Source organism: Streptomyces sp. SP18BB07 (assembly GCF_036322545.1).
In the GTDB taxonomy this organism is placed as follows: domain Bacteria; phylum Actinomycetota; class Actinomycetes; order Streptomycetales; family Streptomycetaceae; genus Streptomyces; species Streptomyces deccanensis.
Genome location: NZ_JAQYWT010000360.1, coordinates 275,938 through 296,225 on the forward strand (window position 1 = coordinate 275,938; position 20,288 = coordinate 296,225).

General features: G+C 72.8%; 17 protein-coding genes and 1 pseudogene. 8 read left to right on the forward strand and 10 right to left on the reverse strand.

What is annotated here, in order from left to right; translation table 11 throughout:
* Window positions 1–138: 138 nt before the first annotated feature.
* Window positions 139–714, reverse strand: a complete 576-nt coding sequence (locus tag PUR53_RS39550; RefSeq protein WP_329902178.1) for a TetR/AcrR family transcriptional regulator — start codon at window positions 712–714, stop codon at window positions 139–141.
* Window positions 715–923: 209 nt separating this feature from the next.
* Here PUR53_RS39550 and PUR53_RS39555 point away from each other — a divergent pair, with 209 nt between their 5' ends.
* The 5 genes from PUR53_RS39555 to PUR53_RS39575 all read left to right on the forward strand — a co-directional run bounded on the left by PUR53_RS39555 (window position 924) and on the right by PUR53_RS39575 (window position 6,323).
* Window positions 924–1,490 (forward strand): (2Fe-2S)-binding protein, encoded by a 567-nt coding sequence (locus tag PUR53_RS39555; protein WP_329911589.1) that lies wholly within the window; start codon window positions 924–926, stop codon window positions 1,488–1,490.
* Window positions 1,487–2,521, forward strand: a complete 1,035-nt coding sequence (locus tag PUR53_RS39560; RefSeq protein WP_329911590.1) for an FAD binding domain-containing protein — start codon at window positions 1,487–1,489, stop codon at window positions 2,519–2,521. Before PUR53_RS39555 ends, PUR53_RS39560 begins: the two co-directional genes overlap by 4 nt.
* Entirely contained in the window at window positions 2,518–4,638 is a 2,121-nt protein-coding gene (locus tag PUR53_RS39565) for a xanthine dehydrogenase family protein molybdopterin-binding subunit (protein WP_329911592.1), read from the forward strand. Before PUR53_RS39560 ends, PUR53_RS39565 begins: the two co-directional genes overlap by 4 nt.
* Window positions 4,631–5,851, forward strand: a complete 1,221-nt coding sequence (locus PUR53_RS39570) for an XdhC family protein (RefSeq protein WP_329902174.1) — start codon at window positions 4,631–4,633, stop codon at window positions 5,849–5,851. Before PUR53_RS39565 ends, PUR53_RS39570 begins: the two co-directional genes overlap by 8 nt.
* A 70-nt stretch (window positions 5,852–5,921) precedes the next feature.
* A complete protein-coding gene (locus PUR53_RS39575; RefSeq protein WP_329911593.1) occupies window positions 5,922–6,323 on the forward strand; it encodes a hypothetical protein in 402 nt (133 codons plus the stop codon).
* On the opposite strand, the gene PUR53_RS39580 is transcribed toward PUR53_RS39575, so the two are convergent.
* On the reverse strand, window positions 6,267–7,658 hold the full coding sequence (locus PUR53_RS39580; RefSeq protein WP_329902172.1) for a phospholipase: 1,392 nt from the start codon (window positions 7,656–7,658) through the stop codon (window positions 6,267–6,269). The two genes, PUR53_RS39575 and PUR53_RS39580, sit on opposite strands and share 57 nt — an antisense overlap.
* Window positions 7,659–7,886: 228 nt before the next feature.
* Between PUR53_RS39580 and PUR53_RS39585 the strand changes: the two genes are divergently transcribed.
* Window positions 7,887–8,825: a peptidoglycan-binding protein gene (locus tag PUR53_RS39585; protein ID WP_329902171.1), complete on the forward strand. Its 939-nt coding sequence runs from the start codon at window positions 7,887–7,889 to the stop codon at window positions 8,823–8,825.
* Between the two features lie 57 nt (window positions 8,826–8,882).
* On the opposite strand, the gene PUR53_RS39590 is transcribed toward PUR53_RS39585, so the two are convergent.
* The 6 genes from PUR53_RS39590 to PUR53_RS39615 form a co-directional block, all read right to left on the reverse strand.
* Complete coding sequence (locus PUR53_RS39590; RefSeq protein ID WP_329902170.1) at window positions 8,883–9,632, reverse strand: hypothetical protein; 750 nt, start codon at window positions 9,630–9,632, stop codon at window positions 8,883–8,885.
* 84 nt (window positions 9,633–9,716) lie between these two features.
* Complete coding sequence (locus PUR53_RS39595) at window positions 9,717–10,856, reverse strand: family 2 encapsulin nanocompartment cargo protein terpene cyclase (protein ID WP_329911594.1); 1,140 nt, start codon at window positions 10,854–10,856, stop codon at window positions 9,717–9,719.
* Window positions 10,853–12,280: a family 2B encapsulin nanocompartment shell protein gene (locus tag PUR53_RS39600; RefSeq protein WP_329902168.1), complete on the reverse strand. Its 1,428-nt coding sequence runs from the start codon at window positions 12,278–12,280 to the stop codon at window positions 10,853–10,855. Before PUR53_RS39600 ends, PUR53_RS39595 begins: the two co-directional genes overlap by 4 nt.
* A 542-nt stretch (window positions 12,281–12,822) precedes the next feature.
* Window positions 12,823–14,073, reverse strand: a complete 1,251-nt coding sequence (locus tag PUR53_RS39605; protein WP_329902167.1) for a glucarate dehydratase family protein — start codon at window positions 14,071–14,073, stop codon at window positions 12,823–12,825.
* Complete coding sequence (locus tag PUR53_RS39610) at window positions 14,070–14,978, reverse strand: 5-dehydro-4-deoxyglucarate dehydratase (RefSeq protein ID WP_329902166.1); 909 nt, start codon at window positions 14,976–14,978, stop codon at window positions 14,070–14,072. Before PUR53_RS39610 ends, PUR53_RS39605 begins: the two co-directional genes overlap by 4 nt.
* A 25-nt stretch (window positions 14,979–15,003) precedes the next feature.
* Window positions 15,004–15,153, reverse strand: a complete 150-nt coding sequence (locus tag PUR53_RS39615) for a hypothetical protein (protein WP_329902165.1) — start codon at window positions 15,151–15,153, stop codon at window positions 15,004–15,006.
* 194 nt (window positions 15,154–15,347) lie between these two features.
* Between PUR53_RS39615 and PUR53_RS39620 the strand changes: the two genes are divergently transcribed.
* Window positions 15,348–16,211, forward strand: a complete 864-nt coding sequence (locus tag PUR53_RS39620; protein ID WP_329911596.1) for a fructosamine kinase family protein — start codon at window positions 15,348–15,350, stop codon at window positions 16,209–16,211.
* A gap of 115 nt (window positions 16,212–16,326) precedes the next feature.
* Here PUR53_RS39620 and PUR53_RS39625 read toward each other — a convergent pair whose 3' ends face one another.
* Entirely contained in the window at window positions 16,327–18,498 is a 2,172-nt protein-coding gene (locus PUR53_RS39625; RefSeq protein ID WP_329911597.1) for a TerD family protein, read from the reverse strand.
* 139 nt (window positions 18,499–18,637) lie between these two features.
* On the opposite strand from PUR53_RS39625, the pseudogene PUR53_RS39630 reads away from it, so the two are divergent.
* A pseudogene (locus tag PUR53_RS39630) lies at window positions 18,638–18,805 on the forward strand (amidohydrolase); the annotation flags it as partial.
* Between the two features lie 45 nt (window positions 18,806–18,850).
* On the opposite strand, the gene paaK reads toward PUR53_RS39630, so the two are convergent.
* Window positions 18,851–20,170, reverse strand: a complete 1,320-nt coding sequence (paaK, locus tag PUR53_RS39635) for a phenylacetate--CoA ligase PaaK (protein WP_329911598.1) — start codon at window positions 20,168–20,170, stop codon at window positions 18,851–18,853.
* Window positions 20,171–20,288: the final 118 nt, after the last annotated feature.

Here is a 20,288-nt window from a genome sequence, read left to right on the forward strand (position 1 = left end):
ACGCCGGCGCGGCACGCGCTGCCCCTGCGCGTCAACTCGCCGTGCAGGCTGCCCCGTTGAGCGTGAGCGTGGTCGGTGCCGGGTCGGTGGAGTCACGGGTCGCCGTGAAACCGAGGGTCACCGAACTCGCCGCCGCGCTCAGCTCGCCGTCGTCCCGGTGCGCAGGCCGTCCATGACGAGGTCGAGGAGGCGGGTGGCGCGCGGCTGCCAGTCCTCGGGGTCGAGCTGCCAGAGGCCGGCGATCGCGAGGAAGAAGTCGTCCACGGTGATGTCGGGGCGGACGGTGCCGGCCTCCACGCCCGCGCGCAACAGGAGTTCGGCGGCTTCGGAGACCGGCGTGTGCCCCGGTTTCTCGGGGGCGCCAGGGCCGCAGGTGGCCTGGCGGATCGCCTCCGCGAGGCCCGCCTTGGTCATGGCGAACCGGGCGAGACGGTCCATCCACTCGCGCAGCGCCCGGTCCGGCTCCCGGAGGGCGAGCAGCTCGGCGGCGGCGTCGGCGACCTGCCGCATCTCGTGCCGGTAGACCTCCAGGACGAGGGCCTCCCTGGTGGGGAAGTGGCGGTAGAACGTGCCCTGTCCGACGCACGCCTCCCTGGCGATCCTGCTCAGCGGTGTGTCCGCGGCGCGCGTCAGCTCGACCAGCGCGACCGCCAGGATGCGCTCGCGGTTCCGCTGGGCGTCCGAGCGCAGGGAGGCGTCCTTCTTCTGTCGCACGCGACCTCCTGGCGGATCCGTGTCCGAAACCCGTACTTGTTAAGCGGACAGCTGTCCGTTACGTTTTCCGGAGCGGACAGCTGTCCGGTTGCTTCATCGTAGCGTCGGCGCGACCCGCGTCGGCACCCCCACTGTCCGTTCTCCTGATGCGACCGCCCGCCGGAGCGAGTCCCTTCGACATGTCCCGGATACGCGAAAGAAGGCTGATCATGCCCCCAGCCACCTCCTCGACGTACAGCGCCATCACCCTGAACATCAACGGCGAGAAGCACACGCTCTCCGTCGACCACCGCACCACGCTCCTCGACGCCCTGCGCGAGCGCCTCGACATGACCGGCACCAAGAAGGGCTGTGACCAGGGGCAGTGCGGTGCCTGCACCGTCCTCGTCGACGGACGCCGGGGCCTCTCCTGTCTCCAGCTGGCGGTGGCGGCCGAGGGCCGTGAGATCACCACCATCGAGGGCGTCGCCGACGGGGACGAACTGCACCCCGTGCAGCAGGCGTTCCTCGATCTGGACGGCTTCCAGTGCGGCTACTGCACACCGGGCCAGATCTGCTCGGCCATCGCGGTCATCGAGGAGCACGCGGCGGGCTGGCCCAGCGCCGCCACCGACGACGTACGCCCGGAGGCGGGAGCGCCACCGCTGACACCGGAGGAGATCCGGGAGCGGATGAGCGGCAACCTGTGCCGTTGCGGTGCCTACGTGTCGATCGTCGAGGCCGTCGCCCGCGCCGCCGCCGACAGCACTGCCAAGGCCAAGGAGGCCGTTGCGTGAGGGAGTTCGACTACCAGCGGGCCCACGACGTCTCCGGCGCCCTCGCCCTGCTCGGCGCCGACCCCGAGGCGCGCTTCCTCGGCGGCGGCACCAACCTCGTCGACCTGATGAAGACCGGCGTCGAACGGCCCGCCCGCCTCGTCGACGTCCGCGAACTCCCGCTCGACGGGATCGAGGCGACCGAGGACGGCGGACTGCGGATCGGCGCGACCGTCACCAACAGCGACCTCGCCGCGCACGCGGAAGTCCGCCGCCGCTACCCGGCGTTGGCCCAGGCGGTGCTGGCCGGTGCCTCCGGGCAGCTGCGCAACATGGCCACCGTCGGCGGCAACCTCCTGCAGCGCACCCGCTGCGGCTACTTCGCCGACGTCACCCGGCCGTGCAACAAACGGGACCCCGGCAGCGGCTGCCCCGCGATCGAGGGCGAGCACCACAACCACGCGATCCTGGGCGCCTCCTCGCACTGCGTCGCCACCCACCCCTCCGACATGGGCGTGGCCCTGGCCGCCTTCGACGCCGTCGTGACGTACGAGACGCCCCACGGGCCGGGCCGGTCGCCGCTCGCCGACTTCTACCTCCCCGTGGGCGACACCCCGCACCTGGAGAACGCCCTGCCGCCGGGCGCCCTGATCACCGGCGTCACCCTGCCGCCCACCCCCGTCGCCGCGCACTCCCGCTACCGCAAGGTGCGCGAACGCGCCTCGTACGCCTTCGCGATCGGCTCCGTCGCCGCCGCGCTCGACGTCCGGGGCGGCGTCGTACGGGACGTGCGGCTGGCCTTCGGCGCGGTCGCCTCCCGACCGTGGCGGGCCCACGCCGCGGAGCGTGTGCTGACCGGCGCGCCGGCCGACGCCGCGACCTTCGCGGCCGCCGCCGACGCCGAACTCGCCGCCGCGAAACCGCTGCCGCACAACACGTACAAGGTGACGCTGATGCGCAACCTCGTCGTGGCCGTCCTGTCCGAACTCGCCTCCGAACCCCCTGCCACGTCCGTACCCACCTCCAAGTCTTCCGAGGAGGCCACCCGATGACCACCGCCCCCACCGCACGCCAGCGCGCCGTCGGCACCGCGCACACCCGGATCGAGGGCCGCGACAAGGTCACCGGAGCGGCCCGCTACGCCGGGGAGGTCCCGTTCACCGGGCTCGTCCACGGCTGGCTGGCGCTGTCGACCGTGGCGCGTGGCCGGATCCGCGCGATCGAGTCCGCCGACGCGCTCGCGCGGCCGGGCGTGCTCGCCGTCCTGACCCACGAGAACGCTCCGCGCGTCGAGACCGACTACACGGGCCTCATGGGGATGACCCCCGACCCGACCACGGCCGTCTTCCAGCACGACAGGGTCCCCCACCTGGGCTGGCCGGTCGCGCTCGTCGTCGCCGAGACCTCCGAGCAGGCCAGGGAGGCCGCCGAGGCCCTGGTCGTGCACTACGACCAGGAGCCGCACGACGTCGCGTTCGCGGCCGAGCACCCGGCCGCCTACGACGCGGGCGGCTTCGGCCCGGCGGTGACCGGGAAGGGCGACCTGGAGGCCGAACTCGCCGCGTCCGCCGCCGTCGTGGACGCCGAGTACAGCACCCCCGAGGAACACCACAACCCGATGGAGCCGCACGCCGTGACGGTCCGCTGGGACGGGGGCCGACTCGACGTCGTCGACTCCAACCAGGGCACCATGTGGGTCGCGGGCGAACTCGCCAGCCTGTTCTCCCTCGACCCCGCCTCGGTGCACGTGCGCTCCGAGCACGTCGGCGGCGGCTTCGGCAGCAAGGGCGTCCGCGCGCACCAGGTCGCCGCCGTCATGGCCGCGACCGTCCTGCAGCGGCCGGTCCGGGTGGTGATGACCCGGCGTCAGATGTTCTCCCTCGCCGGATACCGCAGCCCCACCACCCAGCGCGTCCGGCTCGGCGCCGACGCCGACGGACGGCTGCGCGCGCTCGAACACCGCTCCCAGAGCCTCACCTCGACCGTCCACCAGTTCGTCGAGTCGGGCGCCGGACCGGCCCGCGTGATGTACGACGCCGTCGCCCACCACACGGCCAACCGGGTCGTCCGGCTCGACGTGCCCACCCCGACGTTCATGCGGGCGCCCGGCGAGGCCCCGGGCTCGTTCGCACTGGAGTCGGCGCTCGACGAACTCGCCGAGAAACTGGGCATCGACCCGATCGAACTGCGCGCCCGCAACGAACCCGAGCGCGGCCCGGTCTCCGGACTGCCCTTCGCCAACCGCAACCTGCACGCCTGCTTCCGCGAGGGCGCACGCCGGTTCGGATGGGCCGACCGCGACCCGCGTCCCGGTGTGCGCCGCGACGGCCGCTGGCTGCTCGGCACCGGCACGGCGGCGGCCTCCTTCGGTGCGGGGGCGGGACCGTCCACGGCGGCGGTGACGGCCGAGGCCGACGGCACCTTCACCGTGCGGGTCAACGCGGCGGACATCGGCACGGGCGCGCGCACCGCGCTCACCCTGGTCGCCGCCGACGCGCTGGACGTCGCCACGGACCGCGTCCACGTACGCCTCGGGGACAGCGACCTCGGCCCGGCCATGATCGCCGGTGGCTCGATGGGCACCCGCTCCTGGTCCTGGGCGGTCACCCTCGCGGCGGAGGAACTGCGCGGACGGCTCGCCCTCGGTGGAGCCGTCCCGCCCGAGGGCCTCACGGTCCGCTCGGACACCACCGCCGCCATCGGCGCCCTCGCCCAGAAGGAACGCCACGCCTACGGCGCCCAGTTCGCCGAGGTCGCCGTCGACCCCGCCACCGGCGAGGTACGCGTACGCCGCATGCTCGGCATCTTCGCGGCCGGCACCATCGTCAACCCGCTCACCGCCCGCAGCCAGTTCATCGGCGGTATGACCTGGGGCATCTCCATGGCCCTGCACGAGGAGGCGGTACGCGACCGGGCGTCCGGCGGCCACTACGGCGCCGACCTCGCCGGCTACCACGTGGCCGCGCACGCCGACGTGCCCGCCGTCGAGGCCGACTGGGTGGACGACGCCGACCCCGAGGACCCCGTCGGCATCAAGGGCATCGGCGAGATCGGCATCGTGGGCGCGGCGGCCGCCGTCGCCAACGCGGTCTGGCACGCCACCGGCGTCCGCCACCGTCATCTGCCGATCCGGCCCGACCGCGTCCTGACGGCGGCCCGGGATGCTTGACCTGGCCACCGAGCTGAGCGCCTGGGCCGAGGAGGGCCGCGACTTCGCCGTCGCCACCGTCGTCGCGGTCGGCGGCAGCGCACCGCGCGGTCCCGGCGCGGCCCTCGCCGTCGACGGCGAGGGCACGGTGATCGGCTCCGTCTCCGGCGGGTGTGTCGAGGGCGCGGTGTACGAGCTGTGCCGACAGGCCCTGGCGGACGGCGAGACCGTCCTTCAGCGCTTCGGCTACAGCGACGAGGACGCCTTCGCCGTCGGTCTGACCTGCGGCGGGGTGATCGACATCCTGGTCACCCCCGTCACCGCCCGGTCACCCGCCCGAGCGGTCCTGCGCGCCGCGCTCTCGGCCGCCGCCGCGGGCGAGCCGACGGCCGTCGCCCGCGTCGTCCGGGGCCCGGCCGAACTCCTCGGCCAGGCCCTGCTCGTACGGACCGCCGGGGTGTCCGGCGAGCCGCACGACAGGACTGACGCCGAGGAGCACGGCCGGGCGGGCGGCGGGGCGCGTGCGGGTGCCGCCGCGTACGACGGCGGTCTCGCCGGCCATCGGGACCTGGACCGGACCGCCGCCGCCGAGGCGCGGGCCATGCTGGACGCCGGACGGACCGGCACGATCGAGCTCTCCCCGGACGGGTCGCACTGCCCCGACGGGCTCACCCTCCTCGTGGAGACGCGGGTGCCACCACCCCGCATGATCGTGTTCGGGGCGATCGACTTCGCGGCGGCACTGGTGCGGGCGGGCAAGTTCCTCGGCTACCACGTCACGGTGTGCGACGCCCGGCCGGTCTTCGTCACCCGGGCCCGCTTCCCCGAGGCGGACGAGATCGTCGTGGACTGGCCGCACCGCTATCTGCGGCGCACCGACACCGACAGCCGCACCGTCCTGTGCGTGCTCACCCACGACGCCAAGTTCGACGTCCCGCTGCTCAAGGAGGCCCTGCGGATGCCGGTCGCGTTCGTGGGCGCGATGGGCTCCCGCCGCACCCACACAGAGCGGGACCGGAGGCTGCGTGAAGTCGGCCTCACCGAGCGGGAGTTGGCCCGGCTGCGGTCCCCGATCGGGCTCGACCTCGGCGCCCGTACGCCCGAGGAGACGGCCCTGTCCATCGCGGCGGAGATCGTCGCGGCCCGGCGTGGCGGCACGGGTGTGCCGCTGACCGGTTCGGGCATGCCGATCCACCGGGAGGCGGGGGAGCGGGGGACCGTGGCGGCGGCCTGAGTACGTCGGACGGGGCGACTGAGTATGTGGTCGGGTGCCCGGCGCCCCGTCCCGGTGATGCACTGTCGTCATGGACACGCACACCCCGCGCCCGCGCCCCCTCCGCCAGGTCACCGCCACGGCCACCGCCACCGGTTCGGCCCTCGCGGTGGTGTTGCTGCCGCTGGTGGTGGGGGCGTTGGTGGCGCGGTCGGCCGGTGCCGATCCGATGGCGTCGGTCAACGCCCTGATCGCGGGCGGCGGCGAGCGGGCGAAGCTCACCCGGAGCCATCTGCCCGTCCTGCGGGACATGCGCTCGGCGCCCCGCAGGGTGGGCGCGCGGTGGGCACGGCGACGCCCGCCGGAGGGTCGTTCGGCGGGCCGTCTGCCGGGCCGTCTGCCGGGTCGTCTGCCGGGTCGTCTCGCGGGGCGGCGGCTACTGGCCGGCCGTGAGGACGTACGTGTTGAGGTTCCCGACCGTCGTGAGCGGTGACGGCGAACCCAGCTCGTAGCGGTCCACGGCGAGGTAGTTGGGCTTCTTGCGCGCGGCCGGGGTGCAGAAGTTCTGCGCCCGGTTGCCCAGCTTGGCGTTGTCCGTCTCCGCCGTGCCGCTGACGGTGTAGTCACGGAAGTGGTTCATCACGAACAGCGGGTGGAAGGCGGCGGAGTCCGTGGTGAGCGGTCTGGCCGTGCCCCAGCGGCTGTGGCAGGACCAGTCGGAGCCGCCGAGCCCGCCGCCCATGGACCAGTAGTTCTCGACGGTCCACTCACGCTGGTACATCACCCCGAACGTGTCACGGGTGACGTAGCCGGCGGAGGTGTCGCTCGCGCGCGTGCGGTCGCTGAAGATCAGCAGCTGCTTGCCCCGGGCCGCGAGGTCCGCCATCCTCGGCCAGCCGCTCGTCGCCACACCCTCCTGGTCCGGCCGGTACAGCACGTCGGACAGGCCGCTCACGGAAGCCAGCGACGACTTGAGCACGTCGGAGGAGGTGTAGTCCTCCAGGAAGACGGTCACGAACTGACCCGGGTTGGCCTTGAGGAAGGTGACCATGCGCTGGAGGTCGGTGGCGAGCGGGACCGGGCTGCTCACCCCGTCACAGCTGTTGTGGCAGAGCATCGCCTGTCCCGAGACGGTGTAGGCGTCCAGCATGAACCCCCTTACCCCGTCGGTGAGTTGCTGGCTCACACCCCGCGCCTGGTTCGGGAAGAGACTGACGGGGAACGAGGCGAAGTTGCCGTCGACGCCGTTCGCGTACGCGTTGTGCGAGGTGAGGAACGAGACCTGGTCGAGGGTGCGGGTGTCGGCGGGGGGCATGGCCGACGTCGCGTACGAGACCGGGGTGAGATACCAGCGGGCGTAGGAGCCGCTCGAACCGAGCTGCACGAGGGAGGAGTCGGCGGACGTCCCCGTCAGGACCTGCGAGGTTCCCGGCACACCGATGGTGTACGTGCTGTTCGCGGCCTCGGTGACCGTCCACGTGGTGCCGTCCGTGCCGCAGGACGCGGTCACCGCGGAGGTGCCGCTGCGTCCGAGGCAGACCCCCGACTGGTCGGCGCTGCGCAGTTGGTGGCCACCGGTGACCGCGACCGGTGTCCACTGCTGGTGGTCCTCATTGCCCTTGGGGTTGTGCGCGGCGACCGTACCGCCGGTGTCCGCCGCGTTGAGGCCGGTGACGGAGTTCTGCAGGTACACCGCGTACGTGGGGACCGCGGCGGCGGCGGGGCCCGAGAAGGCGACGGGCACGCCCAGGGCGAGCGCGGCGACCGTGCACAGGGCGCGGGCGCGGACACGCGGGCGGGAACGGGGTCGGGGACGGATCTGGCTCACGGGGTTCCTTCCACTCCGGGCACACCGGGTTGATGTCAGAGGCATGACACACCGAGGAGCGGGTCGGGCACCACCCCCGACGCATGAAGAGCTGATGAGCGTGAACGCGCCGTTCTGCGGGGGGACTTGAGTCAGCCTCGCGCGCTGGTTCAGGCTTCAAGCAAGTGTGGGGGATTCCGTGGAGAAGATCTGTTTAAATTCTGAAACCCGTTCGAAGAGAGACCACGCGTGAGTGAACCGACAGCCCCCGTCTGCCCGCGATGCGGAACGCCCCGGGCGACGGACGGCACCCCGGCCTGCTCCTGCGGCCGCCTCGCCTCCGACGCTCACCGGGACGTTCGCGCGGCACAGGCCGAGGCCGCGGAGGACTTCGACCCGGTGCGCATACGCCCGTTCGTACAGGTCGGCGACGACAGCGAGCCGCACGGCACACCGCCGGTGGAGGAGGGGCGAGACGCGGTCGGGGACGAGGACGGCGCTGCGGGCCCGGAACAGGCCGTGGCCGAGGAACCGGACGCGGGCGACGACGCGCACCTCGCGGGTGACGCTCGACGTCCGGACGGGCGTGACGGGGGCGGTCGGCGGCGGCGCAGGGTGGCGCTGGCCGCGGGGGCGGGGGCCCTCGTGGCCGCTGTCCTGGTGACGGGCGGGATCATCGGCGGCCTCTTCTCGTACGAGGCCCCGTCGCGGGACGGCTCGGGCCCCGACGACATCAGGGCGGGCCTTCCGGAGGCGGCGGCCGCCCAGGAGGCCTCGCGCTCGGCGACCGCGTCCCCCACGGCGTCCACGGCGTCCCCGTCCGGCAGCGCGGCCACCTCGCCCGAGGCGACGCCGACCGCGACCCGGGCCACCCCCACCGCGTCGGCCACCCCGACCAGGGACCCCGCCGGGAGCGATGCCACCGTGCCGACCGCGCCCGCGCCGACCGTCTCCGACGGGCCGCCGCCCGTCCTCGGCCTCGGCGACCAGGGCGCGGAGGTCACCGAACTCCAGCTCCGTCTGGGCCAGCTCGGCCTCTACAACGGCGACGCCGACGGCGACTTCGACCGTGAGGTCGAGAGTGCGGTCCGCGGCTACCAGCTGACCCGAGTCCTCCTGGAGGACGAGTCGGGCGTCTACGGCGAGCCCACCCGCACGGCCCTCGAATCCGAGACCTCGGAACCGTGAGCATGGGCCCGTGACCCCCGCCTGACGCCGACGCCTGCCCGGGTGTCCGTCCCCCCTTCACGGCGACGCGATCGTGAGATGGCGGCGGGCCTGGTCCGCCGTGTCGCTGTGGAGGAACTGTTCGGCGATCTGCTGCCAGATGTCGCGGGCGCGGTCGGCGCACTCGGGATCGTCGCGCGCTTCGAGAGCCAGGGCGAGGTGGGCCCACTGGCGGGCGTGCCCGCCGGAGTGCTCGACGGCGTCCTGGAGAAGGTCGACAGCCTCCTCCAGACGCCCCTGCCGGTAGGCGACCCAACCGCAGGCGTCCTCGCACAGCGCCATCCGGCCGGGCTCCAGCACCTGTCGCGCACTCTTCAGGGCACCCTCCGCCAGCAGCCGCGCCTCGTCCAGCCGGATGCCCTGCTCCGCGTAGAACATCGCCAGCCGCGCGGTCAGCGTGACCAGCGCGGCGCGCAGCGGAGGCTCCTCGTCCGTGCCGTGGAACTCCTCCAGCCGCGCCGCGCAGGCGTCCTGCGCCTCGATCAGCTCCTGCTCCACCTCCCACGGCTCCTCCCGCCCGGCGATCAGATGGGCGATCCACTCGTGGTGCCGGCCGGCCCCGGACCGGCTCGCCGTGTCACCGATCGAGCGCAGCGCGAGGATCGCCTCGTCCGAACGGCCCAACAGATCGAGGACGTCGGCCAGTTCCTCGTGCATCCGGGCCTCCAGGTCCGCGCTCAGGGACGCCTCCAGCGTGGCGTCGACCAGTTCCTCCCGCGTCCGCTCCAGCAGTCGGGCCCGCTCGTCGCCCTGCAGGGTCTCCGCCATCTCGCGCAGTTCCCCGCGCCCCTGAAAGGCCTGCGGCCATTTCATCAGGGGCGCGGGGAACTGCGCGAACGGGGCGCGCAGCCCCTACCAGTAGTCGGGCAGGCTGTAGCGGTCGGTGTTCGTGGCGTGCCATTCGTGGTTGCCCGCCACCCAGGCCGCGAGCCCGGCGGCGTAGCGCCCCACCGGCGGCGAGGTCGCGGACAGCGCCGCGGACTCCTCCTCGAACGCCTCCATGATCCGGTTGTGGATCTCGACGGCCTCCAGATAGGCCGCCTTCAGCCCGCGCCGCTCGTTCGCGGCGATGACGACGGGCAGATTGAGATGGCCAGGATCGCTCGACAGCTCCTTCGTGAAGGAGTACAGGTCGTTGACGATCGTGGCCGCGTTCCCGGCCAGCGCGGTGATCCGCTGCACCTCGGGCCGGGCGTAGAGGGCCTCCGGCAGCTCCCAGCCGTCCACGGCGTCGACCACCGACAGACAGGGCCGGAAGTTGTTGAACTGCCGCATCACCAGGTACTCCCAGACCTGCGGCATGTGATCCGTCTCGGCCCAGGCCGCCTCGCCGAGGTAGCCCAGGTGCAACCGGGCGAGGTCGTGCACGAGCCGGTCCGTCTGGCTGGGCGTGGCGAGGGCGGCGTAGTCGCGCAGCGCGAAGTGGTAGGACCGCAGCGGACCGTCGGCCCGTACTCCCCGCCCCCATCGCTCCTCCGCCTCCGGCGTGGAGTGCAGCGGGTCGAGCGCCGACTGGGCCATCAGCAGCCGGCCCCCGAGGCCGCGCGGCGAACCGCCCTTGCCCTCGTCGACCTCGCAGTAGACGTTGTCGACCAGATGCTCGGCCAGCAGCAGCTTCCCGGCGGCGGCGAGATGGTCGAGGCCGGCCCCGCCCGGATGCGCCAGCACGATGGCCCGGCCCAGGCCGAAGCGGGCGAACTGCCCCCGCCACTCCCGGGGGAACAGATCGAGGCGCTCCGCCCACGCCTCCAGCCGCCGGTCCACCTCCGCCGCCCGCGCCGGATCCGCGGGCACGGCGGGCCGGTACAGCAGCCCGGGAATCGCGCCCGCCCGCCGAGCCCGCCGCGCCCGAGCGGGACTCGGCGGCCCCGGCAGCCGCGTACGCGCGGAACCCGGGGTCTCGGGTGGCCGGGCAGGGGCGGAACCCGGTGGCTCCAGCGGCTCCGGGGCCCTGTCGAGGGAGGGTGCTCCGGCCGGTGACGGCTCGTTCATTCCGGCATCCACCCCACCTGCACGTTCTCCAGGATCCCGGCCGCGTCGGGCACCAGGACGGCCATCGAGTAGTAGGCCGTGACCAGATAGCTCATGATCGCGGTGGTGTCGACGCCCATGAAGCGCACGTTCAGCGAGGGCTCGTACTCCTCGGGGATACCCGTCTGGTGCAGCCCGACGACCCCCTGGTCCTTCTCACCCGTGCGCAGCGCGATGATGCTCGTGGTGTGCTGCGGGGTGATCGGGATCTTGCTGCACGGGAGGAGCGGCACCCCGCGCCACGCCGGCATCTCGTGTCCTTCGACGTTCACCGTGCCGGGCACCAGGCCACGCCTGTTGCACTGCCGGAAGAACGCCGCGATCGCCTTCGGATGGGCCAGGTAGAGGCGCGTCTTGCGGCGCATCGACAGCAGTTCGTCCATGTCGTCCGGGGTCGGCGGCCCGGAGAACGTACTGATGCGCTGGCCGTAGTCGATGTTGTGCAGCAACCCGAACTCGCGGTTGTTGACCAGTTCCCACTCCTGGCGTTCGCGGATCTCCTCGATGGTCAGGCGGAGTTGCTGCTCCGTCTGGTCCATCGGGTGGTTGTAGAGGTCCGCGACCCGGGTGTGGACCCGCAACACCGTCTGGGTGAGGGAGAGTTCGTACTCGCGGGGCGCGAGGTCGTAGTCGACGAAGCCGCCCGGCAGCGTCAACTCGCCCACATGACCGGCCTCCAGGGGGACGTCGGCCTCGCCCTTGCGGTTCATGGGCTTGCGCTGCCGCTCGGCGAAGGCCTCGAACTGGGCCGCGAGGGAGGGCGTGCGCTCCACGAACGCCATCAGCGTGTCCCAGTTGAGCGCCAGCACCACCCCGGCCGTCTCGGCCCGTACCGAGCTGAGCCACAGCGGGTCGGCGTGTCCGATGGCCTCGTCGCCCAGCCCGTCGCCGTCGCTGATGACGCCGAGGACCTCCTCCTCGCCGTACTTGCCGGTGGTGTACCGGGTGAACCTGCCGTGCACCACGAGATAGGCCTCGGTCACCGGCTGCCCGGCGTCCACCAGCACCTGGCCGGCGCGCACCTCCCGCACCCGGAACCGGGCGGAGATCTCCCTGAGGGCCGGGATGTCGGTGTAGCCGCGCAGCGCCGGGAGCTCGGTCAGGGTCTCCGGGATGACCTTGACGTCGTCGGCGCCGTTCTGGTCGAACTGCACCCGGCCCCGGCCGATCCGCAGCTGCAGACGGCGGTTGACCCGGTAGGTGCCGCCCTTGATGTCGACCCACGGCAGCGTCCTCAGCAGCCATCGCGAGGTGATGGCCTGCATCTGCGGTTCGGACTTGGTGGTCGTCGCGAGCTGTCGCGCGGCCCGGGTGCTGAGACTGGTGAAATGCTGCTCGTCGGCGGGCTCCGGCGTGCTTTCGGAGGAGCTAACGGGGGCGGTCACATTCCCTCCCGAGAGGTGAGCGGATGTGCGTGGACGTACAGGGACGTACGGGGACGCGCCCGGACAGGGGCGGATGCCGGAAGAAAGCTGCCGGGACACGAGACACGGGACACGAGACAGCGGGACGCGGGACGCGGGGCAACGGGACGCGGAACTCGGGTGGCGCGCGTACGACGTGGTCGTGGGCGGATTCCGAGGCGATGGACGCCGGCGGGGCGGCGAGAGGCGGCACGTGCGGATGGGCGGCACGTGCCGCAGGTCAAGCGAAACAGGCGGGGCGGCCGGTCGGGCACCGCGTGAAAGGGGCGGCTTCGCGTCCCGGGGGTGCGGAAACCGCCGACCGAGGCACAGCACCGGCGGGCCCGTGCTTCCGCGCCGGTCGCCCACCTCCCACGCCGGTCGCCCACCTCCCCGACCGGCGCGCAGGGCGCACGACACGGGTGGCGCGCTGGGCGCACGACCTCGCCGACACGATTGAGGGGCCGCCCGCAGGCGGCCCCTCATCGTCGGCGGCTCACCGCCCACCCCCTACAGTGGCCCCTTCACCAGCGAGGGAGTCGCAGCTCGTACCCCGGCTGGATCCGCCGCATGTACCCGGTGTCGTCGCGGGAGCGCATCCCCGAGTCGACGTACAGCCGGTGCAGCCGGTCGAGGGCGTCGTGGTCCAGCTCCACGCCCAGCCCGGGCCCCGTCGGCACCGCGACCTCCCCGTCCCGGATCTCCAGCACGCCCGGCACGATCACGTCGTCCGCCGAGTTCCACGGGTAGTGCGTGTCGCAGGAGTGGTCGAGGTTGGGGATGGCGGCCGCGACATGGGTCATCGCGGCCAGGCTGATGCCGAGGTGCGAGTTGGAGTGCATGGACAGCGCGAGCCCGAACGCCTCGCAGACGGCGGCCAGTTCACGGGTGCGGCGCAGCCCGCCCCAGTAGTGGTGGTCGGTGAGCAGGACCTGCACGGCGTTCCGCTCGACGGCCGGCCTCAGATGCTCCCAGGCCACCACGCACATATTGGTCGCGAGCGGCATCGGCGACTCCTCGGCCACCTCCGCCATGCCGGGGATGCCGGCGGTCGGGTCCTCCAGGTACTCCAGCACGCCGTCCAGCCGGCGGGCGACGTACTGCGAGGTCTCCACCGTCCAGGCCGTGTTGGGGTCCAGACGCAGTGGCTGTCCGGGGAAGGCCTCCGCGAGCGCCTCGACGGCGGCGATCTCCTCGTCCGGCGGGAAGACCCCTCCCTTCAGCTTGAACGACCGGAAGCCGTACCGCTGTTGCATCAGCCGGGCCTGTGCGACGACACCGGCCGGGTCGAGGGCCTCGCCCCAGTCGTCGCCGACCGCCGGGCGGCCGTCGAGGGCGGGGTGTTCGGCCCACTTGTAGAAGAGGTACGCGGCGAAGGGCACGGTGTCGCGGACCCGGCCGCCGAGCAGGTCGCTGACCGGGCGGCCGAGCAGCCTGCCCTGCGCGTCGAGGCAGGCGACCTCGACCGCCGAGGTGGTCCAGCCGCGCTCGTGGGAGCTGGGCACGGTGGGCCGCAGCGCGGTGTCGATCGCGGCCGTGACAGCGGTCGTGTCGAAGACGTCCAGGCCGACGACCGCCTTCGCGGCGATGTCGAGCCGCTCCAGTCGGGCGGTGCCGCCCGTCGACTCACCGAGACCCACCGTGCCGTCCTCCAGGACGAGTTGGAGGATCGTCCGGAGCGCGAGAGGCTCGTGCACGCCGTTGGAGTTCAGCAGCGGCGGGTCACGGAAGGCGATCGGGGTGACGATCAGCTCCCTGATCCTGGTGGAGGTCACGCGCCCACCACCCCCAGCCCGTGGTCGATCAGTTTCGCCAGCCGGGCCACGTGCTCCGGCGTCGGATCGACCAACGGCGCCCGTACGCCGCCGACGTCCAGCCCGCGCAGGGTCACCCCGGCCTTGATCAGCGCCACGGCGTAACCGGGCACCTCGTCGCGCAGCTCCACGAGCGGGCCGTAGAACTCGTCGAGGAGCGAGGCGACCAGCGTCTCGTCGTCCTCGGCGAGGGCCCGGTGGAAGGCGAGGGCGATCTCCGGGGCGAAGGCGAACACGGCGGAGGAGTACAGCCCGACGCCGATGCCCCGGTAGGCGGGCGCGGTCATCTCGGCGGTGGGCAGCCCGTTGAAGAACTGGAAGTCCTCCGTGCCGGGCACGGCCCGTACCGCGCGGACGACGCGGTGCATCCGTTCGATGTCCCCGATGCCGTCCTTGAGGCCGACGACCCCGGGCAGCGCGGCGATCTCGGCGGCGGTGTCCGGGGTGAGCCGGGCGGTGCCGCGCTGGTAGAAGACGACCGGCAGGGCGGTGGCCTCCGTGACCTCCCGTACGTACCGGACCAGGCCCTGCTGCGGGGCGCTCACCAGATAGGGCGGCAGCAGCAGGATGCCGTCGGCGCCGGCGCGTTCGACCCGGGCGGCCTGGTCGCGGGCGACCGGGGACGGGCCTCCGGCGGCGGCCAGCACCGGGACCCGCCCGGCCGTCGTCGCCACCGCGACCCGCGTGGCCCGCTCGATCTCCTCGGGCGTCAGCGCGTGGAACTCACCGGTGCCGCAGGCGACGAACACGCCCCCGGCCCCGGCCGCGACCCCGGCCTCGATGTGCTGTGCGAGCCGTTCCTCGTCCACCGAACCGTCCGCAGCGAACGGTGTGACCGGAAAGAACAGCACTCCTTGGAACTTCATGTCTCCCTCAAACGTGGGGGTCGGATCAGCCCTTGGTGGCGCCGGCGGCGATGCCGGCGACCAGCGAGCGCTGGAGGAGCAGATAGGCGACGAGGCTGGGCACGAGCGCGATGACCGCGCCCGCGAGGACGACGCCCGAGCCCACTTCGGGGTCGGCGAACGCCCATGGGCACACTCCGTTGTTCCTCCGGGTCGTCCGCCCGGCCGTTCATATTCGTGAACGAGCTTCACGAATCTAAATAATCGGCCAAGCTACGGAGCGTCCCGTTTGCATGTCAAGACATGGGTAGGAGATTTCACCGGTGTCTCACCCCGCCTCTGCGGGATCCTGCGGAGCGCCTGAGGACATGAAAACGGGAGGTGGTCGACGTGGGAGAGCGCACGGCACCGAGTGCCCTGGCGGCCCGGCTCACCGGACGCCGGGCGACCGGTGAACGCCGGCTGTCCGGCACGTTGACCGAGGTCACCCTCGACGACGGCCGGAAGGTGCTCGTCAAGCTGGGCGACGGTCCCGGCGCGGCCCGCGCCGAGGCGGCCGGACTGCGCTGGCTCGCCGAGGCGGACACGGTCCGCGTTCCGGCGGTCCACGGCCACGACGGGAACCGCCTGGTGATCGACCTGGTGGACCAAGGGGCACCGAGTGCCGGGGCGGCGGCCCGCCTCGGCGCCGAGCTGGCCGCCCTGCACGGCGCCGGCGCACCCGCCTTCGGCGCCCCGCCGCCCGGCGGCCCCAGGGAGGCGTACATCGGACGCGCCCCGATGCGGAACGTCCCCGGCGGCGACTGGCCCGCCTGGTACGCCGAGCACCGCGTGCTCCCGTATCTCCGCCGCGCGGTCGACGGCGGCACGATCCGCCCCGCCGAGGCCGCCTCGATCGAGGAGGTCTGCGCACGGCTGCCGGAACTGGCCGGTCCCGCCGAGCCGCCCGCGCGGCTGCACGGCGACCTCTGGAACGGCAACGTGCTGTGGGGCGCGGACGGCCGCGCCCGGCTCATCGACCCGGCCGCGCACGGCGGCCACCGCGAGACCGACCTGGCGATGCTGGCGCTCTTCGGCTGCCCCCACCTGGGCCACGTCCTGGAGGGCTACCAGCGGGCGGCACCGCTCGCCGACGACTGGCAGGACCGCGTGGGCCTCCATCAGCTGTTCCCGCTGCTGGTGCACACGGTGCTGTTCGGGCGGGGCTACGCGGAGCAGGCCCTGCGAACGGCTCGGGCGGCGCTCGCGCGATGAGCGCGGGCGCCGCCCGGAGCGATGTCGGTGGCGAGGAGAGCGAAGGAACTCGGTTTCATTTGGAGTGAATGAGAAGGAAGCCCCTTCATGGCCTCGCCGTGGGCCACGCTAGCACTCAGCCCGGGATCAGGTCGCGCAGATTTTCGAGGGTGATGACACGGGAGTCCGGGTGCAGCCCCTCGGGCCGTTCGAGACCGATGTACGTCACGGGCCCGTCCGGCATCGACGTGCCGTCCCACAGGTCCATGACCGTGGCCTCACGGCTCATCAGATCGATCAGGTACCCCACCGTCAGCTGTTCGCGCTCCACCACGGCACGCACCAGCCTGGACACCGACGCCTGGTTCTCCTCGACCCGGTTGCCCGACGAGACGCCCTTCAGATACAGATGCAGCCACTTCGCGCGCCACCGGCCGTCCTCGCCGCGCCGGAACGCCAGCGGCAGCGCCACCCGGCCCACCCCGCGCAGCTCCGACTTCATCCGCACCGTACGCGGCTCGAACGGACGGCCCTTCTGCTCGCCGTCGCGCACCATGAACCCGAAGAACGACTCCTCGACCTCCTCGAAGCCCTCGCCCGCGTAGATGTTGACCTGCGGCACGATGAACGTGCTGCGTACCCGGTCCAGGGTCAGATCGATGAACTCCGAGGCCCCGTCGGGCGCCTCGGTGACATCGCCCGAGTGCCGGCCCCCGACGGCCGTGAGGGACGTGTAGGAGAGCCAGGAGTCGGTGCTGTAGTCGCTGTGCAGGAGCAGCGCCGACAGGTCGTAGTCGGTGCGGTGCTCGGTCTCCTTCCAGTACACGAAGAAGCGCAGCCGCCCGCCGTCGACCTCCGAGACCGAACCGCGCGGCAGCACGCCGAGCCCGGCCGCCGTCGCCCGGCCGCTGAGCGGCAGCGCCACGTCCAGGACGTCGGGGTCGACCAGCAGCCGCCCCGGCACCGGAAGCCGGCCCCGCAGCTCGGCGTCGAGGGCGGCGATCAGACGACGACGGTCGGCAGCGGGAACGGGCGGCCGGTCGTCGGGGGCGACCCAGGCGCGGCCCCGGCGGTTGACGAAGACACGGGGCGCGCCGGTCTCCCGCTCCCGGTTGTGGAGGTGCTCGCGGACCGCCAGCACGACCCGGCCGGAGACCTCGGGGGCGACCTCCACCGCGGCGGCCAGGACCGCGTCCCGCTCCGCCTGGTCGGCGGCGATGCGCAGCAGCAGGTCCAGGGCGCGGAACAGCTTGCCGGGAGCGGACTTCAGCAGCTGCGCCGCACCGGCGACGTCGAACTCGTCGAGCAGCTTCTCCACCCGGCTGTCGAAGGACCGCGCCTCCTTCTCGCCCCGCGCGACCGCGAACACGTCGGCGGCGTGGGGCCAGCGCGGGTACTCGTGCGGGTGGAGGCGCTCACCGAGCCGCTTGAAGGCCTCCCGGTGCGCGTGCACATCGGCCAGCTTCGCCGGGTTCGCCGCGACCACGGCGTCGAGGCCCGCGAGCAGCGCCCGGCGCACCGGACGCGACAGGGACCTGAACCGGGTCGGCTCCTGCAGCGTCACGTCGCCGCCCGACAGCGCCGCGGCCAGCCGCAGCACATCGGTGACGGTGTCGAGGAGGAGATCCGCGCCCGCGCCGAGCCGGGCCTCGTTGACGACCGCCCGGTTCTCCCGCACCGGGATCCGCTCCGGCCGGGGGCCGAGCGCGCACCGCTCGGCGAGCACCTTGAGGTCCGCCAGGTGCTCCTCGCCCAGCGGGGTCGTGCTGCCCGCCAGGGCCAGGTACAGGGCGGTCAGTTCGTCGTCCAAATCCCGGCCGAGGTGCAGCACGGTGATCCGGTCGCCCGCCGAGGCGATCAGCTCGTCGTGTGCCGCGAGCAGTTCCTCGTAGGTGTGCTGGTACCGGCCGTACGTGGGGAGGCTGAGCAGGTCCAGCACCCCGTTCGCCAGCTGGGTGAGCACGCCCTCGCGCGCCTTCTCGTCGCCGAGGGCCCGCGCCACGCACCGCGTCCAGAACTCCTCGGTGCTCGGGACGTTCGCGGGGAAGTCGATGAAGTAGGAGTTGTGCCGGACGTGGTCGCCGACCATCTCGGCCACCGTGCGCAGGGTCCGCCGGGCGGTGTGCAGGACGGCGGCCCGGGACAGCGCGGACAGCCGCTCCAGCAGCTCCGCCGAGAGCTTGAAGCCCACCTCCATCAGCGCGGCGTCGAACTGCCGTGCGGCGGCCGCGCCGTCACCGGCGGAACCCTTCGGGACGGGCAGACGATGCGTGTGCCGGACGACCAGCGATTCGAGACTCTGCGCCATTCCCGGATGATCGCAGAGGTGTACGAATCGACGCACGGGAGTTTTTCCGTATGCCGTCGGGCTCCGAACGCGTCCCGCGACACCTGTGCGTGCGTCTCCAGCCGGCGCCGCGCGTGCGCGAGGAAACCGTCGAGGGCCGGCTGACGAGTGGTCGGTGCGGCTGGGGGAGGAGCGGGCCGTGCGGGCCTGGCGGCTGCGGGATCCGCGGGACACGGGCGCGGTCGTCGCGCTCGGGTCGGACTGGCCCATCGCCCACCACGACGCGCGGGGCGTACTGGCGACGGCCAGGGAGCCGAAGGGCGCGGCGGGGGCTGATCGCGCGGTTCCCCGCGCCCCTGACGGGGCGGGGGTGTCAGACCTCGGCGTCGCGGAGGTCGTGCACCCGCTTCAGTTTGCCGACCGAGCGTTCCAGGGTCTCCGGAGCGACGATCGTGGTCTCGACGGTGATGCCGATGCCGTCCTTGACCGCCTGGGTGATCGTCGAGGCCGCCGCCTCCCGCTGGTCGGGGCTCGCCTCGGGGCGGGCCTCCACCCGGACCGTCATGTGGTCCATGCGGCCCCGGCGGGTCAGCTGGATCTGGAAGTGCGGGGCCACGGCGGGGGTGCGCAGCACGATCTCCTCGATCTGGCTGGGGAAGACGTTCACCCCGCGCAGGATGATCATGTCGTCGCAGCGCCCGGTGACCTTGCGCATCCGGCGGAAGGCGGGACGGGCGGTGCCGGGGAGCAGACGGGTCAGGTCGCGGGTGCGGTAGCGGATGATCGGCAGGGCCTCCTTGGTGAGGGAGGTGAAGACGATCTCGCCCTCCTCCCCCTCGGGCAGGACGGCGCCCGTGAGCGGATCGACGACCTCCGGGTAGAAGTGGTCCTCCCAGATGTGCAGACCGTCCTTGGTCTCGAGGCACTCCTGGGCGACACCCGGGCCGATCACCTCCGACAGGCCGTATATGTCGACCGCGTGCAGACCCGCCCGTTCCTCGATCTCCCGGCGCATCTCCTCCGTCCACGGCTCGGCCCCGAAGATGCCGACCTCCAGGGAGGTGGTGCGCGGGTCGACGCCCTGCTTCTCGAACTCGTCGAGGAGCGTGAGCATGTAGGAGGGCGTCACCATGATGATCTCGGGACGGAAGTCCTGGATGAGCCGCACCTGGCGGGCGGTCATACCGCCGGAGGCCGGGATCACCGTGCATCCGGCGCGCTCGGCCCCGTAGTGCGCGCCGAGGCCGCCGGTGAACAGGCCGTACCCGTAGGAGATGTGGACCTTGTGTCCCGGACGGCCGCCGGCGGCCCGGATCGAGCGGGCGACCACGTCCGCCCACATCGACAGGTCGTTCTCCGTGTAGCCGACCACCGTGGGGCGCCCGGTGGTGCCGCTGGAGGCGTGGACGCGTCGTACGTCGGCCATGGGCACGGCGAACATGCCGAAGGGGTAGGTGTCGCGCAGATCGGCCTTCGTGGTGAAGGGGAACCGGGCGAGGTCGTCGAGCGAGCGGCAGTCGTCGGGGCCGACCCCGGCCGCGTCGAACTTCTTCCGGTACAGCTCCACGTTGTCGTACGCGTGCCGCAACGTGGCCCGCAACCGGCGCAGTTGAAGGCCGCGCAGGTCTTCCGGGGTGAGGCGTTCACCGGTGTCCAGGAGGTCGCGGGGGAGGGGCTCGCCCAGGGTGCTCATCGCGACTCCTTCGTGCTCACCGTCCGGCGAACCGACCGACCATTCGGTTTCTGTGCGTCACGGTCATGTAATCCAGCCGTGACCGCGCCTGTCAAGGAGTCGCCGGGGGGCGTGAAGA